The following is a 15,350-nucleotide window of genomic DNA, read 5'->3' on the forward strand; positions in this document are numbered from 1 at the left end:
GGACCCTGTGGGAGAGTAGGACGCCGCCGAACAATCATTGTGGGAAAGCCCCGCACCTTATGGTGCGGGGCTTTTCTGCGTTTACGGCCAGGTAGCGGAGAAGGGTACGAGCATCGGGGCAGCCCGTATCGGCTGCCCCGATCGGGACGGTCAGAGACGGCCGGCGGCCTTGAGGGCCAGGTAGGCGTCCGCCAGGGCCGGGGGGAGGGCGTCCGGGGTGGCGTCGACGACGTGGACGCCGTGACGGGTGAGTTGTTCGGCGGTGCGGCGGCGCTGGGACCGGTCCTGGGTGGCGGCCGCGGCCTCGTAGACGGCGTCCACGGAACCCCGGTTGCCGGCCATGTCCGCGATGTGGGGGTCGGCCACGGAGGCCAGGACGACCGTGTGGCGCTGGGTCAGGCGCGGCAGGAGCGGGAGGAGGCCCTCCTCGATCGCGGCCGCGTCCAGGCTCGTCAGGAGGACCACCAGGGAGCGGCGCGGTGCGGTGCGCAGGATGGTGGAGACGAGGGTGCGGGCGTCGGTCTCGACGAGTTCCGGTTCGAGGCCGGCCATGGCGTTGACGAACGCCGGCAGGGTGTCGGCCGTGGAGCGGGCCTGGACCTGGGCGCGGGGCCGGCGGTCGTGGGCCAGGAGGTCCACGCGGTCGCCGGCGCGCAGGGCCAGGGCGGTGAGGAGCAGGGCGGCGTCCATCGCGGAGTCCAGGCGGGGGGCGTCACCGACGCGGCCCGCCGAGGTGCGGCCGGTGTCGAGGCAGATCAGGATGTGCCGGTCGCGTTCGGGTCGCCAGGTGCGGACGGCGACCTCCTGGCGGCGGGCGGTGGCCCGCCAGTCGATGGAGCGGGTGTCGTCGCCCGGGACGTAGTCGCGCAGGCTGTCGAACTCGGTGCCCTCACCGCGCGTCAGGACGCTGGTGCGGCCGTCGAGTTCGCGCAGGCGGGCCAGGCGCGAGGGGAGGTGCTTGCGGCTGGTGAACGGGGGCAGGACGCGCACGGTCCACGGGACGCGGTGGGACCCCTGGCGGGCCAGGAGGCCGAGGGGACCGTACGAGCGGATCGTGACGCGGTCCGCGGTCCGGTCGCCGCGGCGGGTGGGGCGCAGGCGGGTGGTGAGGCGGCGGCGTTCGCCGGCGGGGACGCGCAGCGTGTGCCGGGAGGCGGACGGCTCCGTGTCGGGTTGCCAGGCGCTGGGGGGCCAGGCGTCGCGGAGGGCGGCGCGCAGGGGGCGCGTACCGGGGTTGGTGACGGTGAGGTGGACGTCCGCGGCTTCGCCGAGGCGGACCGAGGTGTCGCCCGTGCGGGTCAGGCGCAGGGTGCTGACGGGCGCCGCGAGGGCGTAGTCGAGCGCGCAGGCCAGGGCCAGGGGGGTGTTGACGGCGAGGAGGCCCGTCAGGCTCGGTTCGAGGATGCCGACGGGCAGGCTGCCGAGGGCCGCCAGGAGGGCGGCGCGTCCGGTGAGGGCCATCAGCGCGGGACGGGGACGTGGGCGAGGATCGCGGTGATCACCGCGTCGGGGGTGACGCCTTCCATCTCCGCCTCGGGGCGCAGCTGCACGCGGTGGCGCAGGGTGGGCAGGGCGAGGGCCTTCACGTCGTCGGGGGTGACGTAGTCGCGGCCCGTGAGCCAGGCCCAGGCGCGGGCGGTGGCCAGCAGGGCGGTCGCGCCGCGCGGGGAGACGCCGAGGGTGAGGGAGGGGGACTCGCGGGTGGCGCGGCAGATGTCGACGACGTAGGCGGTGATCTCGGCCGAGACGGTGGTCTCGGCGACGGCCTTGCGGGCGGCTTCGAGCTGCTCGGGGCCGGCGACGGGGCGCAGTCCGGCGGCGTGCAGGTCGCGCGGGTCGAAGCCGGCGGCGTGGCGGGTCAGGACCCCGATCTCGTCCTCGCGGGAGGGCAGCGGGACCGTCAGCTTGAGCAGGAAGCGGTCCAGTTGGGCCTCGGGCAGGGGGTAGGTGCCCTCGTACTCGACCGGGTTCATGGTGGCGGCGACGAGGAAGGGTTCGGGCAGGCGTCGGGCGGTGCCGTCGACGGTGACCTGGCGTTCCTCCATCGCTTCGAGGAGGGAGGACTGGGTCTTGGGGGGCGTGCGGTTGATCTCGTCTGCGAGGAGGAGGTTGGTGAAGACCGGGCCGTCCTGGAAGGAGAACTCGGCGGTGCGGGCGTCGTAGACGAGGGAGCCGGTGACGTCGCTCGGCATCAGGTCCGGGGTGAACTGGACGCGCTTGGTGTCGAGGGACAGCGAGGCGGCCAGGGCGCGGACGAGGAGGGTCTTGGCGACGCCGGGGACGCCTTCGAGCAGGACGTGGCCGCGGCACAGGAGTGCGACGACGAGACCGGTGACGGCGGAGTCCTGGCCGACCACGGCCTTGGCGATCTCGGTGCGGAGCGCCTCCAGGGAGGAACGGGCGCTGCTGTCCGTGGTGGCCGTCATGAGGTGCGGACCTCTCTTTCGAGGGCGTCGAGGTGGTCGGCGAGCGCGACGAGTGCCGCGTCGTCGGCGGGGGTGGTGCCGAAGAGGAGGGTGGCCGGGTCGGGGCCGTCGGCCGGGACGGGGCCGGTGCGGCGTGCGGTGACGGCCGGGATCAGGGAGGCGGGTTCGTGGGCCTGGGGGGCCGGTACGCCGACCAGTTGGGCGAGGCGTTCGCGGGTGGCGGCGCGCAGCACGGTCGCGGCGCGGTCGCGGGCCGCGGCCTTGCGGTAGAGGCGGGCGCGGCCTTCGGTGGCCTCGGAGGCGCGGATCGCGACGGGCAGGTTCTCGGTGACGAGGGGGCCGAGGCGGCGGGCGCGCCACAGGGCGGCGAGGGCGGCGGCGACGAAGAGTTGGAGCAGGGCCCAGGTCCAGCCGGAGGGGACGAGGGCGAGCAGGCTCTTGGGTTCGGCGTCGGGCTCGCCGGACATGTCGGCGAGGGTGGGCAGGTACCAGACGATCTCGGGGCGGGAGCCGAGGAGTTGCAGGGCGAGGGAGGCGTTGCCCTGTTCGGCGAGGGTCTCGTTGAGGAGGATCGTCGGGGAGCCGAGGAGGACGGTGTCGCCGCCCTTGGTGGTGCCGGGCAGGACGAGGAGGGTGGGGTGGCCGCGGTCGGGGTAGCAGGCGGTGGCCCCGGTCAGGTCGGTGGAGTAGCGGTGGCCGTCGCCGGTGCCGGCGCGGCCCGCGGCGCGCGCGGCGGGCAGGGCGCAGTCGGGGTCGAGGTCGCCGCTGTGGGCGGAGGGGAGGGTGCGGGCGGCGGGGGCCAGGTCGGCGAGGGCGGAGGGGCCCGGGGCGATGAGGACGGTGCGGCCGCCGGAGAGGTCGATGGCGGAGCGGACGGCCCGTCGTTGGCGTTCGCCGAGCAGTTCGGGGTCGGTGACCAGGAGGGTCCGGCCGGGGCCCGCGGCGGCGACGGCCTCGTCGGCGTTGGTGACCACGCGGGTGGTGACGCCGCGTTCCTCCAGCAGTCGGGCGACGGCCCGGCTGCCGGTCGGGTCGGCGGAGCGGGGGTCGAGGCGGCCGTGGTGGTCGCCCGCCTGGAGGCCGGCGAGGAGGACGGCGGCGGCGATCAGGATGCCGAGGGCGATCAGGAAGCCGCGGACGCGGGCCCAGCGCCGGCCGGGGGTGAGCGCGGTGGAGGTGGGGGCGGGGCCCTTGGCGGCGGCCGGGAGCGGGTGCCCGTCGGTGTGGGGGGCGGTCATGCCGTGGGTCCCGTCAGGAGCGGCTTGGCGCGCTCCAGGGTGAGGTCCAGGGTGCGCAGGCGGGCGTAGGTGTCCGGGTCGGCGGTGCGGCCGCCGTAGGTGACGTCGTCGAAGGCGCGGGCGGCGGCGCGCAGCTCGACGGCGTGGTCGGGCAGGGAGGCGGAGGCCTCCGCGGCGGCCTCGTCGGCGGTGCGGCCGGGGCGCGGGTCAAGGAGGGTGCGTTCCTCCAGGGAGCGGACGAGGGCCCGCATGCGTTCGCGGACGGCTTCGTTCCACTGACCGGCCGCGGCGTGGGCATCGGCGGCGGCGCGGTGGTCGGCGGCGCTGCGCGAGCGGTCGTCGAAGGGGGCGGCGGCGGTGGCGGGGAGGCGGCCGGGGGTGCCCAGGCGCCACCACAGGGCGGCCACGACCAGGGCGACGCACACGGCGATGGCGAGCAGCCCGAGGGCGCCGCCGGGCGTGGCGCCGGCGGCGCTGTCGAGGAACGAGCCGACCCACTCCCAGAAGCGGTCCATGGCCTTCTCCAGGAGGCCGGGCTCGTTCTGGTGGTAGGCGGGCTTGGACAGCTCGCGTTCGGCGGCCTCGCGGGCCGCCTCGCGCGGTGTCGTCAGTGGTGGTGCCCCGTCGCCCGACGGCAGTGCCGCGGCGGCGGTGACGATGAGTCCCCCCGTGCTCATCAGCGTGTCAGCCCCCGGTGACGGTCCCGTCGGGGCCGCTGCGGTCGGCGGCGCGGGCGAGTTCCAGGTCGAGGGCCTCGCGGCGGATGCGCTGGTCGACGTAGAGGAGGGTGGTGACGCCGGTCTGCATCGGCATGGTGACGGTGGCGCCGACGATGCCGCCGATGGCGGTGATGATCAGGAAGGTCCAGTCGCGGGCGGCGGAGCCGTCGAGGATCGAGCCGAAGCCGCCGGGGGAGACGAGGGCGGCGACGGCGGCGAAGGGCAGGACGATGACGGCGGCGGTGATGCCGCGGATCAGCCAGGTCAGGAGACTGATGCCGAAGACGCGCCACCAGGCGCCCTTGACCAGCTTCGCCGAGCGCTTCATGGCGGCGACGGCCGAGCCGCGTTCGAGCACCAGGGCGGGCGGGGCCAGCGCGAAGGTCACGTAGAACCAGGCCAGCAGGACCAGGCCGACGGGCGGGCCCAGCACCGTCAGGGCGATGTTGCCGGTCAGGATGCCGGGCAGGACGGGCAGCAGGCCGGCGGCGAGGGCGCCCAGGAACAGCAGGGCGGTCAGGGCGAGCACGCGCGGGGCCAGGGGGCGGACGGTGGCCAGGGTGGCCGAGAGGGTGGAGCGGCGGCCCAGGATCGCGTTGCTGACGACGGGCGCCAGCAGGGCGGTGACCAGGAGCATCCCGAGGAGCTCCGTGTAGTACTGGAAGCCGTACAGGACGAGGCTGTCGCCCATGCTCTCGGCGAGCTGCTCCGGGGTCGCGTTCTGGGGGTCGTCGAGGATGACGGTGTCCAGGGTGAGGCGCTGGACGAGGAGGATGGCGAGCTGGGCGAGGGCCGCGACGACCAGAGTGATCGACAGGACGGTGCGCCAGTGGCCGCGCAGGGTGGCGACGGCGCCGTCCAGGATCTCGCCGAGGCCCAGGGGGCGCAGCGGGATGACGCCCGGCTTGGCGGCGGGCGGCGGGCCGCCCCAGCCGCCGGGGTGGCCGTAGGGGCCGCCGTACGGGGTCTGGGGCTGCTGTCCGGGCCCGTACGGGCCCCAGCCGACGGGCTGCTGCCCCGCGGGCGGGGTGGGGCCGGGAGCGGGGCCCGGGGTGGGGCTCGACCACTGGCCGGGCGGCGGCTGGGTCGCCGACCACTTGTCGTCCCCGGCGGGCTGCGCGGGGGGCCGGCCGCTGTCGGAGCCCTGGCCGTCGGACGGGGATCCGGGCGTGGCCCAGCCCGGCGAGTCGTTCATCGTCGCTCCTTCACGTGCGCCCGCCGTGGCGGGCGCGCTGGTCGGCTGCCATCGTGCCACGGGGTGCCGGAGAACGGACCGGCGCTCCCCTGGATCTTCGAGCCGTCCGTCCCTTCAATTGTCGCGCGGATCCGGGGCAGACTGGTCGCCCTGATCACCACGCAGGTCCGAAGGGCGATTTCCAGCCTTTTTGGCTGTGGGACAGCTCACCGCCGGGTAACGATTAGCTAATGGGATGATGTCAACCATGAAGGGACGAGTCCTTGTCGTCGACGACGACACCGCGCTGGCCGAGATGCTCGGCATTGTGCTGCGTGGAGAAGGTTTTGAGCCGTCGTTCGTAGCGGACGGCGACAAGGCACTGGCTGCCTTCCGGGAGGCCAAGCCGGACCTGGTGCTGCTGGACCTCATGCTGCCCGGACGGGACGGCATAGAGGTGTGCAGGCTGATCCGCGCCGAGTCCGGGGTGCCGATCGTCATGCTGACGGCGAAGAGCGACACGGTGGACGTGGTGGTGGGCCTGGAGTCCGGGGCCGACGACTACATCGTCAAGCCGTTCAAGCCGAAGGAGCTGGTGGCCCGCATCCGGGCGCGCCTGCGGCGCTCCGAGGAGCCCGCGCCCGAGCAGCTGGCCATCGGTGACCTGGTCATCGACGTGGCCGGGCACTCGGTCAAGCGCGACGGCGCCTCCATCGCCCTGACCCCGCTGGAGTTCGACCTGCTGGTCGCGCTCGCCCGCAAGCCCTGGCAGGTGTTCACCCGCGAGGTGCTGCTGGAGCAGGTCTGGGGCTACCGGCACGCGGCGGACACCCGCCTGGTCAACGTGCATGTGCAGCGGCTGCGCTCCAAGGTCGAGAAGGACCCGGAGCGCCCCGAGATCGTCGTGACGGTGCGCGGTGTCGGCTACAAGGCCGGACCCAGCTGACGTGCAGCCCGGCGGTTCCCGGGACGGCTCCCGTCGGGGGGCCCCGCGGGGTTCCCGGTCGCCCCGCGCGGGGATGACCGGCAACCCCGTGCTGCGGCTGTTCGTGCGCCTCGTGCGCCGGCCGCTGCTTCCGGCTGTCCGGTTGTGGCGGCGCAACATCCAGCTCCGGGTGGTCGCGGCGACGCTGTTGATGTCGCTCGCCGTGGTCCTCGCGCTGGGCTGGGTCGTCGTCGCGCAGGTCAGCAAGGGCCTCCTCGACGCCAAGGAGGAGGCCGCGCAGAGCCAGGCCGCGGGAGGGTTCGCGGTCGCACAGGAGAAGGCGAACACCCCGTCGGCCGTGGACGGGCCCGACGCCACCGACAACAAGGTCGGCCGGGACGCCAGCACCTGGATGAACTCGCTGGTCAAGCAGCTCGCCAGTGGTGGTCAGACGGCCTTCGAGGTCGTCGCGCTCGGCGCCGGCACCGGCGAGGAGGGCCCGGGCGGGCCGGGACCGGCCGCCCAGGGCGTCAAGGGAGCCCGCGCCTCCGGCAACGTCGATCCGACCGCGAGCGTGCCCGTCGGGCTGCGCCGGGCCGTCAACCACGCCACCGGCACCTTCAAGACGTTCTCCGAGATCCGCTACACGGCCGGGGCCGGGGAGAAGGCCCCCGAGCCCGCGCTGGTCGTGGGCAAGCGGCTCACGGACATCAACGGGGACCCGTACGACCTGTACTACCTCTTCCCGCTCACCCAGGAGGAGGAGTCCCTCAACCTGGTCAAGAGCACCCTGGCGACCGCCGGGCTGTTCGTGGTGGTGTTGCTCAGCGCCATCGCCTGGCTCGTCGTGCGCGTGGTGGTGACCCCCGTGCGGATGGCCGCCGGGATCGCGGAGCGGCTGTCCGCGGGGCGGCTCCAGGAACGGATGAAGGTCACCGGCGAGGACGACATCGCCCGCCTCGGCGAGGCCTTCAACAAGATGGCCCAGAACCTCCAGAACAAGATCCAGCAGCTGGAGGAGCTGTCGCGGATGCAGCGCCGCTTCGTCTCCGACGTCTCCCACGAGCTGCGCACCCCGCTGACGACGGTGCGGATGGCCGCCGACGTCATCCACGACGCCCGGGTCGACTTCGATCCGATCACCGCCCGTTCGGCGGAACTGCTCGCCGGGCAGCTCGACCGCTTCGAGTCGCTGCTCGCCGACCTGCTGGAGATCAGCCGCTTCGACGCGGGCGCGGCCGCCCTGGAGGCGGAGCCGATCGACCTGCGGGACGTGGTGCGCCGGGTCATCGACGGCGCCGAACCGCTCGCCGAGCACAAGGGCACCCGCATCCGGGTCCTGGGCGACACCCAGCCCGTCATCGCCGAGGCCGACTCGCGGCGCGTCGAGCGCGTGCTGCGCAACCTCGTCGTCAACGCGGTGGAGCACGGCGAGGGCCGTGACGTGGTGGTCCGGCTGGCCTCGGCGGGCGGGGCCGTCGCCGTGGCCGTACGGGACTACGGGGTCGGGCTCAAGCCCGGCGAGGCCACCCGCGTCTTCAACCGGTTCTGGCGGGCCGACCCCGCACGGGCCCGGACGACCGGCGGAACGGGCCTGGGCCTGTCCATCGCCGTCGAGGACGCGCGGCTGCACGGCGGCTGGCTCCAGGCCTGGGGCGAGCCCGGCGGCGGCTCCCAGTTCCGCCTGACCCTGCCGCGCACCGCCGACGAGCCGTTGCGCGGATCGCCGATCCCGCTGGAGCCGGAGGACTCGCGCGGCAACCGGGCGCGGGCCGCCGCGGAGGCCGCCGCCGAGGCCGCAGCCGAGCGGGGCGGCGCCGACGGGGCGGGCGGTGCGGCCGCGGGGCGGGGCGAGCGCGTCGACCGTTCGCCGATACCGCCGAGGCCCGCGGTCACCACCGCCGTGCCGGTGCCCGCCGATCCGACGGCGCTGCCGGGCAACGGCGCGCGGGTCGTGGCCCGGCCCACCGATCAGGGAACAGCACAGGAGGACGGATCCGGTGGAGGACGCTGAGCGCGCGCGGCGCGGCGTACGGGAGGGGCTCGGCGTACGGGAGGGGCTCGGCCGGTCGGGCGGGCGCGGCGGCCCGGCGGGTCGCGGCGTACGGCTCGCGCCGCCGACGGGGCCGGCGGCGGCGCTGCCGGTGCTCGCGGTGGCCGGCCTGCTGCTGTCCGGCTGCGCCTCCATGCCCGACCGCGGGGAGATCCGTCGGGTGGAGGCCTCGCAGGGCGTGGACTCCCAGGTGCGGGTCTTCGGGGTGCCGCCCGCCGACAAGGCCAGCCCGGCCGACATCGTCGACGGCTTCCTGGAGGCCATGACCAGCGACGACCCGCAGCTCGCGACGGCCCGCAAGTACCTCACCGAGGACGCCGCGAAGAACTGGAAGCCCGGCACGGCCGTCACCGTTCTGTCCGCCGGCCTCGACCGGGTGCCCGTCCAGGGGGAGAAGGACCCCGACGGGCCGCGCTGGAAGGTGTACGGCAAGAAGCTCGCGACGGTCGACGAACGCAGCGCCTACCAGCCGGAGACCGGCGGCGGGCGCTACGAGGAGTTCCTCCAGCTGGTCCAGGTCAACAAGCAGTGGCGGATCGCCACCCCGCCCAGCAGCCTGGTCCTGAGCGAGTCCGACTTCCAGCGGATCTACAAGCCGGTCAACAAGTACTACTTCGCGGGCTCCACGCTCGTAGCCGACCCGGTGTACGTGCGCCAGCGCAGCGACCCCGACTCCCGCATGGACCCCACCACGCAGACCGTGCAGTCGCTGCTCGCCGGTCCCTCCAAGTGGCTCGGCCCGGTCGTCACCACCGCCTTCCCGACCGGCACCGAACTGCGCGAGGGCACCAAGTCCCTGTCCTACGACGGCCAGAACACGCTGCGCGTCCCGCTCAACGACAAGGGCGGCAACGTCGGGCAGCCGCAGTGCCAGAAGATGGCCACCCAACTCCTCTACACCGTGCGGGACCTGACGGCCTCCCGGCTGGACCGGGTCGAACTGCTGCGCCCCGACGGGAAGTCCTCGCTGTGCTGGGTGACCGGTTCGGCCGCCGCGGTCATCGCCGGCCGGCCGCCGTCCCCGGACCACCAGTACTACGTGGACAAGGACGCCCGGCTGGTGCGGATGGTGCTGAACGTGGGCGCCGACGACCAGCAGCAGGACAAGCCGGAGCCGGCGCCCGGCCCGCTGGCCACGGCCGCGGCCTTCAAGGTGGGTTCGGCCGCGATCACGTACGACGAGAAGCGGGCGGCGGTGGTCTCCGAGGACGGCCACGGGCTGTACGTGGTGACGCTGACGACCGCCGGTCCGATGCCGCAGCCGCTGCTGAACAGCAAGTCGGGCAAGCTGACCGCACCCACCTGGGACGCCCGCGGCGACCTGTGGATCGCGGACGGCGACCCGCAGACCCAGGGCCTGTGGCGGGTCCCGGGAGGCACCGGGACCCCGCAGAAGGTGGAGGTCTCCGGGCTGAACGGGGCGCGGATCACCGGGCTGAAGGCCTCGCCCGACGGGGTGCGCGTCGCGCTGCTCGTGGAGCGGGAGGGCGCCCGCAAGAACCTCTTCCTGGGGCGCGTCGAGCGGACCGAGGGCGCCGGGGACTCCGCGCCGGTGTCGGTGCGCGAGCTGCGGCCCGCGGCCCCGCAGATGGCGGAGGTCACGGCGATGAGCTGGGCGCCGCGCGGGCGGCTGCTGGTGGTGGGCCGCGAGAGCGGCGGCGTCGACCAGGCCCGCTACATGCTGGCGGACGGGTCGATGGTCGCGGCGAGCCTGCCCGGGGCGACCGGGATGAGCGCGATCGCCGCCTCCGAGGACGAGGCCAAGCCGGTGGTGGCCCTCTCCGGCGAGGACGGCATCGTGTGGCTGCCGCCGGGCGCGCAGTGGCGCACGGTGGCGGCGGGCGGCAAGGCGCCGGTCTACCCGGGCTGAGCCGCCGCCCGGCCCGGCCGGGTTTCCACGGCCGGGTTTTCCACAGGGGTGGCGGGCGCGGTGCGCGCCCGGCACGGTGGACGCATGCGGGAGTGCGTGCGGGGCTGGTGGCGCGAGGTGAGCGGGCTGGTGCTGGCCGGCGGCTGCGAGGGCTGCGGCGCGGCCGGAGCCGGGCCGCGGTTGTGCGCGCGCTGCCGTGCCGCCCTGGGCGGGGCCCGGGCGGGGCGGGTGCGGCCGGCCGTGCGGCGGGCGGGGCCGGTGGGGCTGCCGGCGGTGTACGCGGGGGCGCCGTACGAAGGGGTCGTACGGACCGTCCTGCTGGCCCACAAGGAGCGCGGGGCGCTGCCCCTGGCGGGCCCGCTGGGCCGGGCCCTCGCGGCGGCCGTGCTGTGCGCCGGCGGCGCGGCCGACCGGGCGGGCGGTGACCGGGCCGGGGACGACCGGGCCGGGGACGACCGGGCCGGAGGCGACCGGGTGGCCGGTGGCGGTGTCCGCCGGGACGCGGGGCGGGAGCTGGTGCTGGTGCCCGTGCCCTCCGCGCGGCGGACCGTACGGGCGCGCGGGCACGATCCGGCGCGCAGGATCGCCCTGGCCGCCTCGGCGCGGCTGCGCGCGGCCGGGGTGCCCGCGCGGGTGGTGCCCCTGCTGGAACCGTGCCGGCCGGTCGAGGACCAGGCGGGGTTGGGGGCGGCACGGCGGTTCGAGAACCTCGCCGGGGCCCTTCGGGTGCGCCCGGGAGGGCTGCGCGCGGCGGCCGGGGCACGGATCCTGCTGGTGGACGACCTGATCACGACCGGGGCCACGCTCGCGGAGGCGGCGCGGGCCCTGCGCGCGGCCGGAGCGGCGCCGGAGGCGGCCGCCGTGGTGGCGGCGCCCGGCGGGTCGTTCGAGCGGATCCGGCCGTATCCGGGCGGCGGTCGCCGGCCGGATACCCGGACAGAGCAAAAATCTTGTGAATAGATTTGGAACTGCCGGGGAATGCGCATCGTTGCAGGTAGTAAGAGGGAACAGCCACCTGATCGGAGGTATGTTCCGGTAGCGGGTGCCGACAACCGGCTTTGAGAGATATGTTCGGTTGTGAGGAACTGGCGATCCTTGGGCCCCGGGTATCGGAGCACCGATCCGCCCGTTATTGGAATCTTCGTGTCAGAGGGTGTCTCTCTACTCCGAAGTCGGTGGGATGTAGATCTTGCCGATGGGGGAGGAGGAGGTGAAAGTCGCCAAGTCCGAGGCTCCGGTGTTCACCGGAGCCTGGTGCGAAAGGGAGACGCTTCGCCGCTGGAGGCGGGGCTCTCCGGGAACGGAGTTCTGCGTGGACATCGTCGTCAAGGGCCGCAAGACCGAGGTGCCCGAGCGGTTCCGCAAGCACGTGGCCGAGAAGCTGAATCCGGAGCGGATCCAGAAGCTCGACGCCAAGGTGATCAGCTTGGACGTCGAGGTGTCCAAGGAGCACAACCCGCGCCAGGCCGACCGTTCCGACCGCGTGGAGATCACCCTGCGTTCGCGGGGCCCGGTGATCCGTGCCGAGGCCGCCGCCGCAGACCCGTACGCGGCGCTCGACCTGGCTCAGGACAAGCTGGAGGCCCGGCTGCGCAAGCAGCACGACAAGCGTTTCACCCGCCGCGGCAACGGCCGGCTGTCGGCGGCCGAGGTCGCCGACGTGGTGCCCGGCGTCGCCCAGCTGAACGCGAACGGCGAGCCGGTCGGCGAGGAGAAGGCGGAGGGGGTCCCGACCACACGCATCGGATCCCTGGAAGTCCAGGGCGAGGGCCCGCTCATCGTCCGCGAGAAGACCCACACGGCCGGGCCCATGTCGCTCGACCAGGCGCTCTACGAAATGGAACTGGTCGGCCACGACTTCTATCTGTTCGTGGACTCCGAAACCAAGATGCCCAGCGTCGTCTACCGCCGTCACGCCTATGACTACGGCGTCGTCCACCTGAACTCCGACGGAGCCTCCAGCTCGGACGAGTCCGCGGCCGGCGCGGGCGGCGCGCTCGGCGGCTGATCATTCGACCGTCGCCCCTGTGGAACGCCCCCGGGCGTTCCACAGGGGCACTTGTCCGAGAAGAATGGCCGGTTGTCACCCCTACCGGCGCGTACTGGCCCGTATGAGCCAGGCCGGTTCCGCGGGACCCCCGTGCGATGGTGCGGGCATGGAATCATGGCGGGCAGTCAATCGGCGGGGCAATCCGCCGGGTTGGCCGGCAGCTCGGTACATGCAGGGGGAGGAATGATGGCGGACGGCTTCGGGCCGGTGCGCGGTGACGACGGCGCGGGCTGTCGTGTGGTGGACTCGGCCGGGGCCGGCGAGAGCGCGGGCGATCCGGCGGGGGAACCCATCCGGGTGCTCGTCGTCGACGACCACGCCCTGTTCCGGCGCGGGCTGGAGATCGTCCTCGCGCAGGAGGAGGACATCCAGGTCGTCGGTGAGGCGGGGGACGGGGCGGAGGCGGTCGACAAGGCCGCGGACCTGCTGCCGGACATCGTCCTCATGGACGTGCGGATGCCCCGGCGCGGCGGCATCGAGGCCTGCACCTCGATCAAGGAGGTGGCCCCCTCCGCGAAGATCATCATGTTGACGATCAGCGACGAGGAGGCCGACCTCTACGACGCGATCAAGGCGGGCGCGACGGGCTACCTGCTGAAGGAGATCTCCACGGACGAGGTCGCCACCGCGATCCGGGCCGTGGCCGACGGACAGTCCCAGATCAGCCCGTCCATGGCCTCCAAGCTGCTGACCGAGTTCAAGTCGATGATCCAACGCACCGACGAGCGGCGCCTGGTGCCCGCGCCGCGGCTGACGGACCGCGAGCTGGAGGTCCTCAAGCTCGTGGCGACCGGCATGAACAACCGGGACATCGCCAAGCAGTTGTTCATCTCCGAGAACACCGTCAAGAACCACGTGCGCAACATCCTGGAGAAGCTCCAGCTCCACTCCCGGATGGAAGCGGTCGTCTACGCGATGCGGGAGAAGATCCTGGAGATCCGCTGACGGTGTCCGCGAGGGTGTTCGCGGCGGGGTCCTTCGCCGGGTCCGCGGCGCCGGCGCCCGGGGAGGGGCGCGGGCCGGGACCCGGTCAACCGGTCACCGGAGCGCGGCCAGCTCGGCCGTGACGGCGTCCGCCTCGGCCGGGGTGGAGGCCCGCTCGACGCGCACGTCGTCGCAGCCGACCCACCCCGCCGCCTCCCACAGGGCCTCCGCCATGGCCCCGGCCGCCTTCGGGGTGGTCAGGGACAGCTGCCGGGCCACCAGCGTGCTGCCCTCCCGGGCCGGGTCGACGCGCCCCCGCAGCCGGCCGTCGGCCAGCAGCGGCATCGCGAAGTAGCCGTGGATCCGCTTCGCCTTGGGGACGTAGGCCTCCAGGCGGTGAGTGAAGCCGAAGATCCGCTCGGTGCGGGGCCGGTCCCACACGAGGGAGTCGAACGGGGACAGCAGGGTGGTGCGGTGGCGCCCGCGCGGCGGCGCGGCCAGCGCCTCCGGGTGGGCCCAGGCGGGCTTGCCCCAGCCCTCCACCGCCACCGGGACCAGGCCGGCGTCCTCGACGACCGCGTCGAACTGCTCGCCCTTGAGGCGGTGGTAGTCGGCGATGTCGGCGCGGGTGCCCACCCCGAGCGAGCGCCCCGCCAGCGCCACCAGTCGGCGCAGGCACTCGCGGTCGTCGACGTCGTCGTGGAGCAGGGTGTCGGGGACGACCCGCTCGGGGAGGTCGTAGACGCGCTTCCAGCCGCGCCGCCGCGAACAGATCACCTCACCGGTGTCGAGGAGCCACTCCACCGCGATCTTGCTCTCGGACCACTCGAACCACTCGCCGCCGTTCTTCGCGCCGCCGAGCTCGGTGGAGGTCAGCGGGCCGTCCGCGCGCAGCCGGTCCAGGACCGCCCTCGTCGAACGCTCCTTGTCCGCCAGGACGTGCCAGCGGTGGCCGCGCGCCAGCCGCGAGCGGCGGCGGAAGGCGAAGTGCGGCCACTCCTCGATCGGCAGGACGCAGGCCGCGTGCGACCAGTACTCGAAGGCGTGGCCGTCGCTCCAGTACGCCTCCTCCACCGCCTCCCGGCCGACCGCGCCCAGGCGCGCGTACGGGATCAGCTCGTGCGAGCGGGCCAGTACGGAGATGGTGTCCAGCTGGACCGCGCCCAGGTGGCGCAGCACCCCTCGGACCCCGCCCCGGCGGTCGGGGGCGCCGAGCAGGCCCTGCGCGCGCAGGGCGATCCGGCGGGCCTCGTCGGCGGACAGGGAGACGGTCGGGCGGGGCGCGCCCGCGGGGCTGCTGGTCATGGGCGCAGCCTAGGCCGGGGCACTGACAGGGGAGGGGACGCCGTCGGCGCGGACATGGGGGAGGGCGGGGGTCAGGCCGAGGTCGGAGGGGAGCAGCGCGCCCACCCAGCAGTCGCGGGTGGTGCCCCGGTGGCGCATGCCGGCCCGCAGGAGGCCCTCGACACGGAATCCGGCCTTCTCGGCGACGGCGCGGGAGGCCCCGTTGCCGGCCTCGGCGCGCCATTCGAGGCGTACGGAGCCCAGCTCGGTGAAGGCCCAGCGGGCGACGCCCAGGACGGCTTCGGTCATGTAGCCGTGGCCGCGGTGCTCCTTGGTGGCCCAGTAGCCGATCTCGTGGGCGCGCTCGCCGAAGGCGAGGTGGACGTGGACCCCGATCGCGGCGACGAGGGGGCCGCCCGCGCCGAGGCGCACGGCGAAGGAGTAGGCGGTGTCCTCGCGCCAACCGGTGGGGACGATCTCGTTGACGAAGGCGCGGGCGTGGACGCGTTCGTAGGGGCTGGGGACCAGGGTCCAGCGCTGGATGTCCGGGTCTTGGGCGGCGGCGTACACCTCGTCCTCGTCGGCGGGGCCGAAGGGCCGCAGGTCGAGGCGGGGCGTGGTGAGGACGGTGGGCTCCATGGGCGGATTCTCGCGGCGCGCGCAGGGGGAGGCGAACACTTTTTTCCA

At 74.3% G+C, this 15,350-nt stretch carries 13 protein-coding genes; 6 read left to right on the forward strand and 7 right to left on the reverse strand.

What is annotated here, in order from left to right; genetic code table 11:
* Positions 1–150 precede the first annotated feature (150 nt).
* The 5 genes from AB0D01_RS33885 to AB0D01_RS33905 are packed head-to-tail and all read right to left on the reverse strand — an operon-like array spanning position 151 to position 5,578.
* A complete protein-coding gene (locus AB0D01_RS33885) occupies positions 151–1,461 on the reverse strand; it encodes a DUF58 domain-containing protein (protein ID WP_363062138.1) in 1,311 nt (436 codons plus the stop codon).
* Positions 1,461–2,426: a MoxR family ATPase gene (locus AB0D01_RS33890; RefSeq protein WP_363062140.1), complete on the reverse strand. Its 966-nt coding sequence runs from the start codon at positions 2,424–2,426 to the stop codon at positions 1,461–1,463. The genes AB0D01_RS33885 and AB0D01_RS33890 overlap by 1 nt, the downstream gene beginning before the upstream one ends.
* Positions 2,423–3,664 carry a DUF4350 domain-containing protein gene (locus tag AB0D01_RS33895; RefSeq protein ID WP_363062142.1) on the reverse strand — a complete coding sequence of 414 codons (1,242 nt, stop codon included), beginning with the start codon at positions 3,662–3,664 and terminating at the stop codon, positions 2,423–2,425. Before AB0D01_RS33895 ends, AB0D01_RS33890 begins: the two co-directional genes overlap by 4 nt.
* A complete protein-coding gene (locus AB0D01_RS33900) occupies positions 3,661–4,341 on the reverse strand; it encodes a DUF4129 domain-containing protein (RefSeq protein ID WP_363062144.1) in 681 nt (226 codons plus the stop codon). The genes AB0D01_RS33895 and AB0D01_RS33900 overlap by 4 nt, the downstream gene beginning before the upstream one ends.
* Before the next feature lie 7 nt (positions 4,342–4,348).
* Entirely contained in the window at positions 4,349–5,578 is a 1,230-nt protein-coding gene (locus AB0D01_RS33905; protein ID WP_363062146.1) for a hypothetical protein, read from the reverse strand.
* 235 nt (positions 5,579–5,813) lie between these two features.
* Here AB0D01_RS33905 and mtrA point away from each other — a divergent pair, with 235 nt between their 5' ends.
* From mtrA to AB0D01_RS33935, 6 genes are all read left to right on the forward strand, one after another.
* Positions 5,814–6,503, forward strand: coding sequence for a two-component system response regulator MtrA (gene mtrA / locus AB0D01_RS33910; protein WP_189747360.1), 690 nt, complete (start codon positions 5,814–5,816; stop codon positions 6,501–6,503).
* A 73-nt stretch (positions 6,504–6,576) separates the two neighbouring features.
* Entirely contained in the window at positions 6,577–8,496 is a 1,920-nt protein-coding gene (gene mtrB / locus AB0D01_RS33915; protein ID WP_363062148.1) for an MtrAB system histidine kinase MtrB, read from the forward strand.
* Positions 8,483–10,405: an LpqB family beta-propeller domain-containing protein gene (locus tag AB0D01_RS33920; RefSeq protein ID WP_363062150.1), complete on the forward strand. Its 1,923-nt coding sequence runs from the start codon at positions 8,483–8,485 to the stop codon at positions 10,403–10,405. The genes mtrB and AB0D01_RS33920 overlap by 14 nt, the downstream gene beginning before the upstream one ends.
* A gap of 96 nt (positions 10,406–10,501) precedes the next feature.
* On the forward strand, positions 10,502–11,365 hold the full coding sequence (locus AB0D01_RS33925) for a phosphoribosyltransferase family protein (protein WP_363062228.1): 864 nt from the start codon (positions 10,502–10,504) through the stop codon (positions 11,363–11,365).
* 352 nt (positions 11,366–11,717) lie between these two features.
* Positions 11,718–12,413, forward strand: coding sequence for a ribosome-associated translation inhibitor RaiA (raiA, locus tag AB0D01_RS33930; protein WP_363062152.1), 696 nt, complete (start codon positions 11,718–11,720; stop codon positions 12,411–12,413).
* A 228-nt stretch (positions 12,414–12,641) separates the two neighbouring features.
* Positions 12,642–13,400: a response regulator transcription factor gene (locus AB0D01_RS33935; RefSeq protein ID WP_363062154.1), complete on the forward strand. Its 759-nt coding sequence runs from the start codon at positions 12,642–12,644 to the stop codon at positions 13,398–13,400.
* A 93-nt stretch (positions 13,401–13,493) separates the two neighbouring features.
* On the opposite strand, the gene AB0D01_RS33940 is transcribed toward AB0D01_RS33935, so the two are convergent.
* Positions 13,494–14,684 (reverse strand): crosslink repair DNA glycosylase YcaQ family protein, encoded by a 1,191-nt coding sequence (locus AB0D01_RS33940; RefSeq protein ID WP_363062156.1) that lies wholly within the window; start codon positions 14,682–14,684, stop codon positions 13,494–13,496.
* Between the two features lie 9 nt (positions 14,685–14,693).
* Positions 14,694–15,302 (reverse strand): GNAT family N-acetyltransferase, encoded by a 609-nt coding sequence (locus AB0D01_RS33945; protein ID WP_363062158.1) that lies wholly within the window; start codon positions 15,300–15,302, stop codon positions 14,694–14,696.
* Positions 15,303–15,350 lie beyond the last annotated feature (48 nt).

The organism is Streptomyces sp. NPDC048606 (assembly GCF_040650855.1).
Taxonomy (GTDB): domain Bacteria; phylum Actinomycetota; class Actinomycetes; order Streptomycetales; family Streptomycetaceae; genus Streptomyces.

Bases quoted from the DNA above. Each gene is read 5' to 3' on its own strand.
- AB0D01_RS33940 (WP_363062156.1), bottom strand. From the start codon at position 14,684: ATGACCAGCAGCCCCGCGGGCGCGCCCCGCCCGACCGTCTCCCTGTCC.
- AB0D01_RS33900 (WP_363062144.1), bottom strand. From the start codon at position 4,341: ATGAGCACGGGGGGACTCATCGTCACCGCCGCCGCGGCACTGCCGTCG.
- AB0D01_RS33945 (WP_363062158.1), bottom strand. From the start codon at position 15,302: ATGGAGCCCACCGTCCTCACCACGCCCCGCCTCGACCTGCGGCCCTTC.
- AB0D01_RS33885 (WP_363062138.1), bottom strand. From the start codon at position 1,461: ATGGCCCTCACCGGACGCGCCGCCCTCCTGGCGGCCCTCGGCAGCCTG.
- AB0D01_RS33905 (WP_363062146.1), bottom strand. From the start codon at position 5,578: ATGAACGACTCGCCGGGCTGGGCCACGCCCGGATCCCCGTCCGACGGC.
- mtrA (WP_189747360.1), top strand. From the start codon at position 5,814: ATGATGTCAACCATGAAGGGACGAGTCCTTGTCGTCGACGACGACACC.
- AB0D01_RS33935 (WP_363062154.1), top strand. From the start codon at position 12,642: ATGGCGGACGGCTTCGGGCCGGTGCGCGGTGACGACGGCGCGGGCTGT.
- AB0D01_RS33895 (WP_363062142.1), bottom strand. From the start codon at position 3,664: ATGACCGCCCCCCACACCGACGGGCACCCGCTCCCGGCCGCCGCCAAG.
- AB0D01_RS33890 (WP_363062140.1), bottom strand. From the start codon at position 2,426: ATGACGGCCACCACGGACAGCAGCGCCCGTTCCTCCCTGGAGGCGCTC.
- mtrB (WP_363062148.1), top strand. From the start codon at position 6,577: ATGACCGGCAACCCCGTGCTGCGGCTGTTCGTGCGCCTCGTGCGCCGG.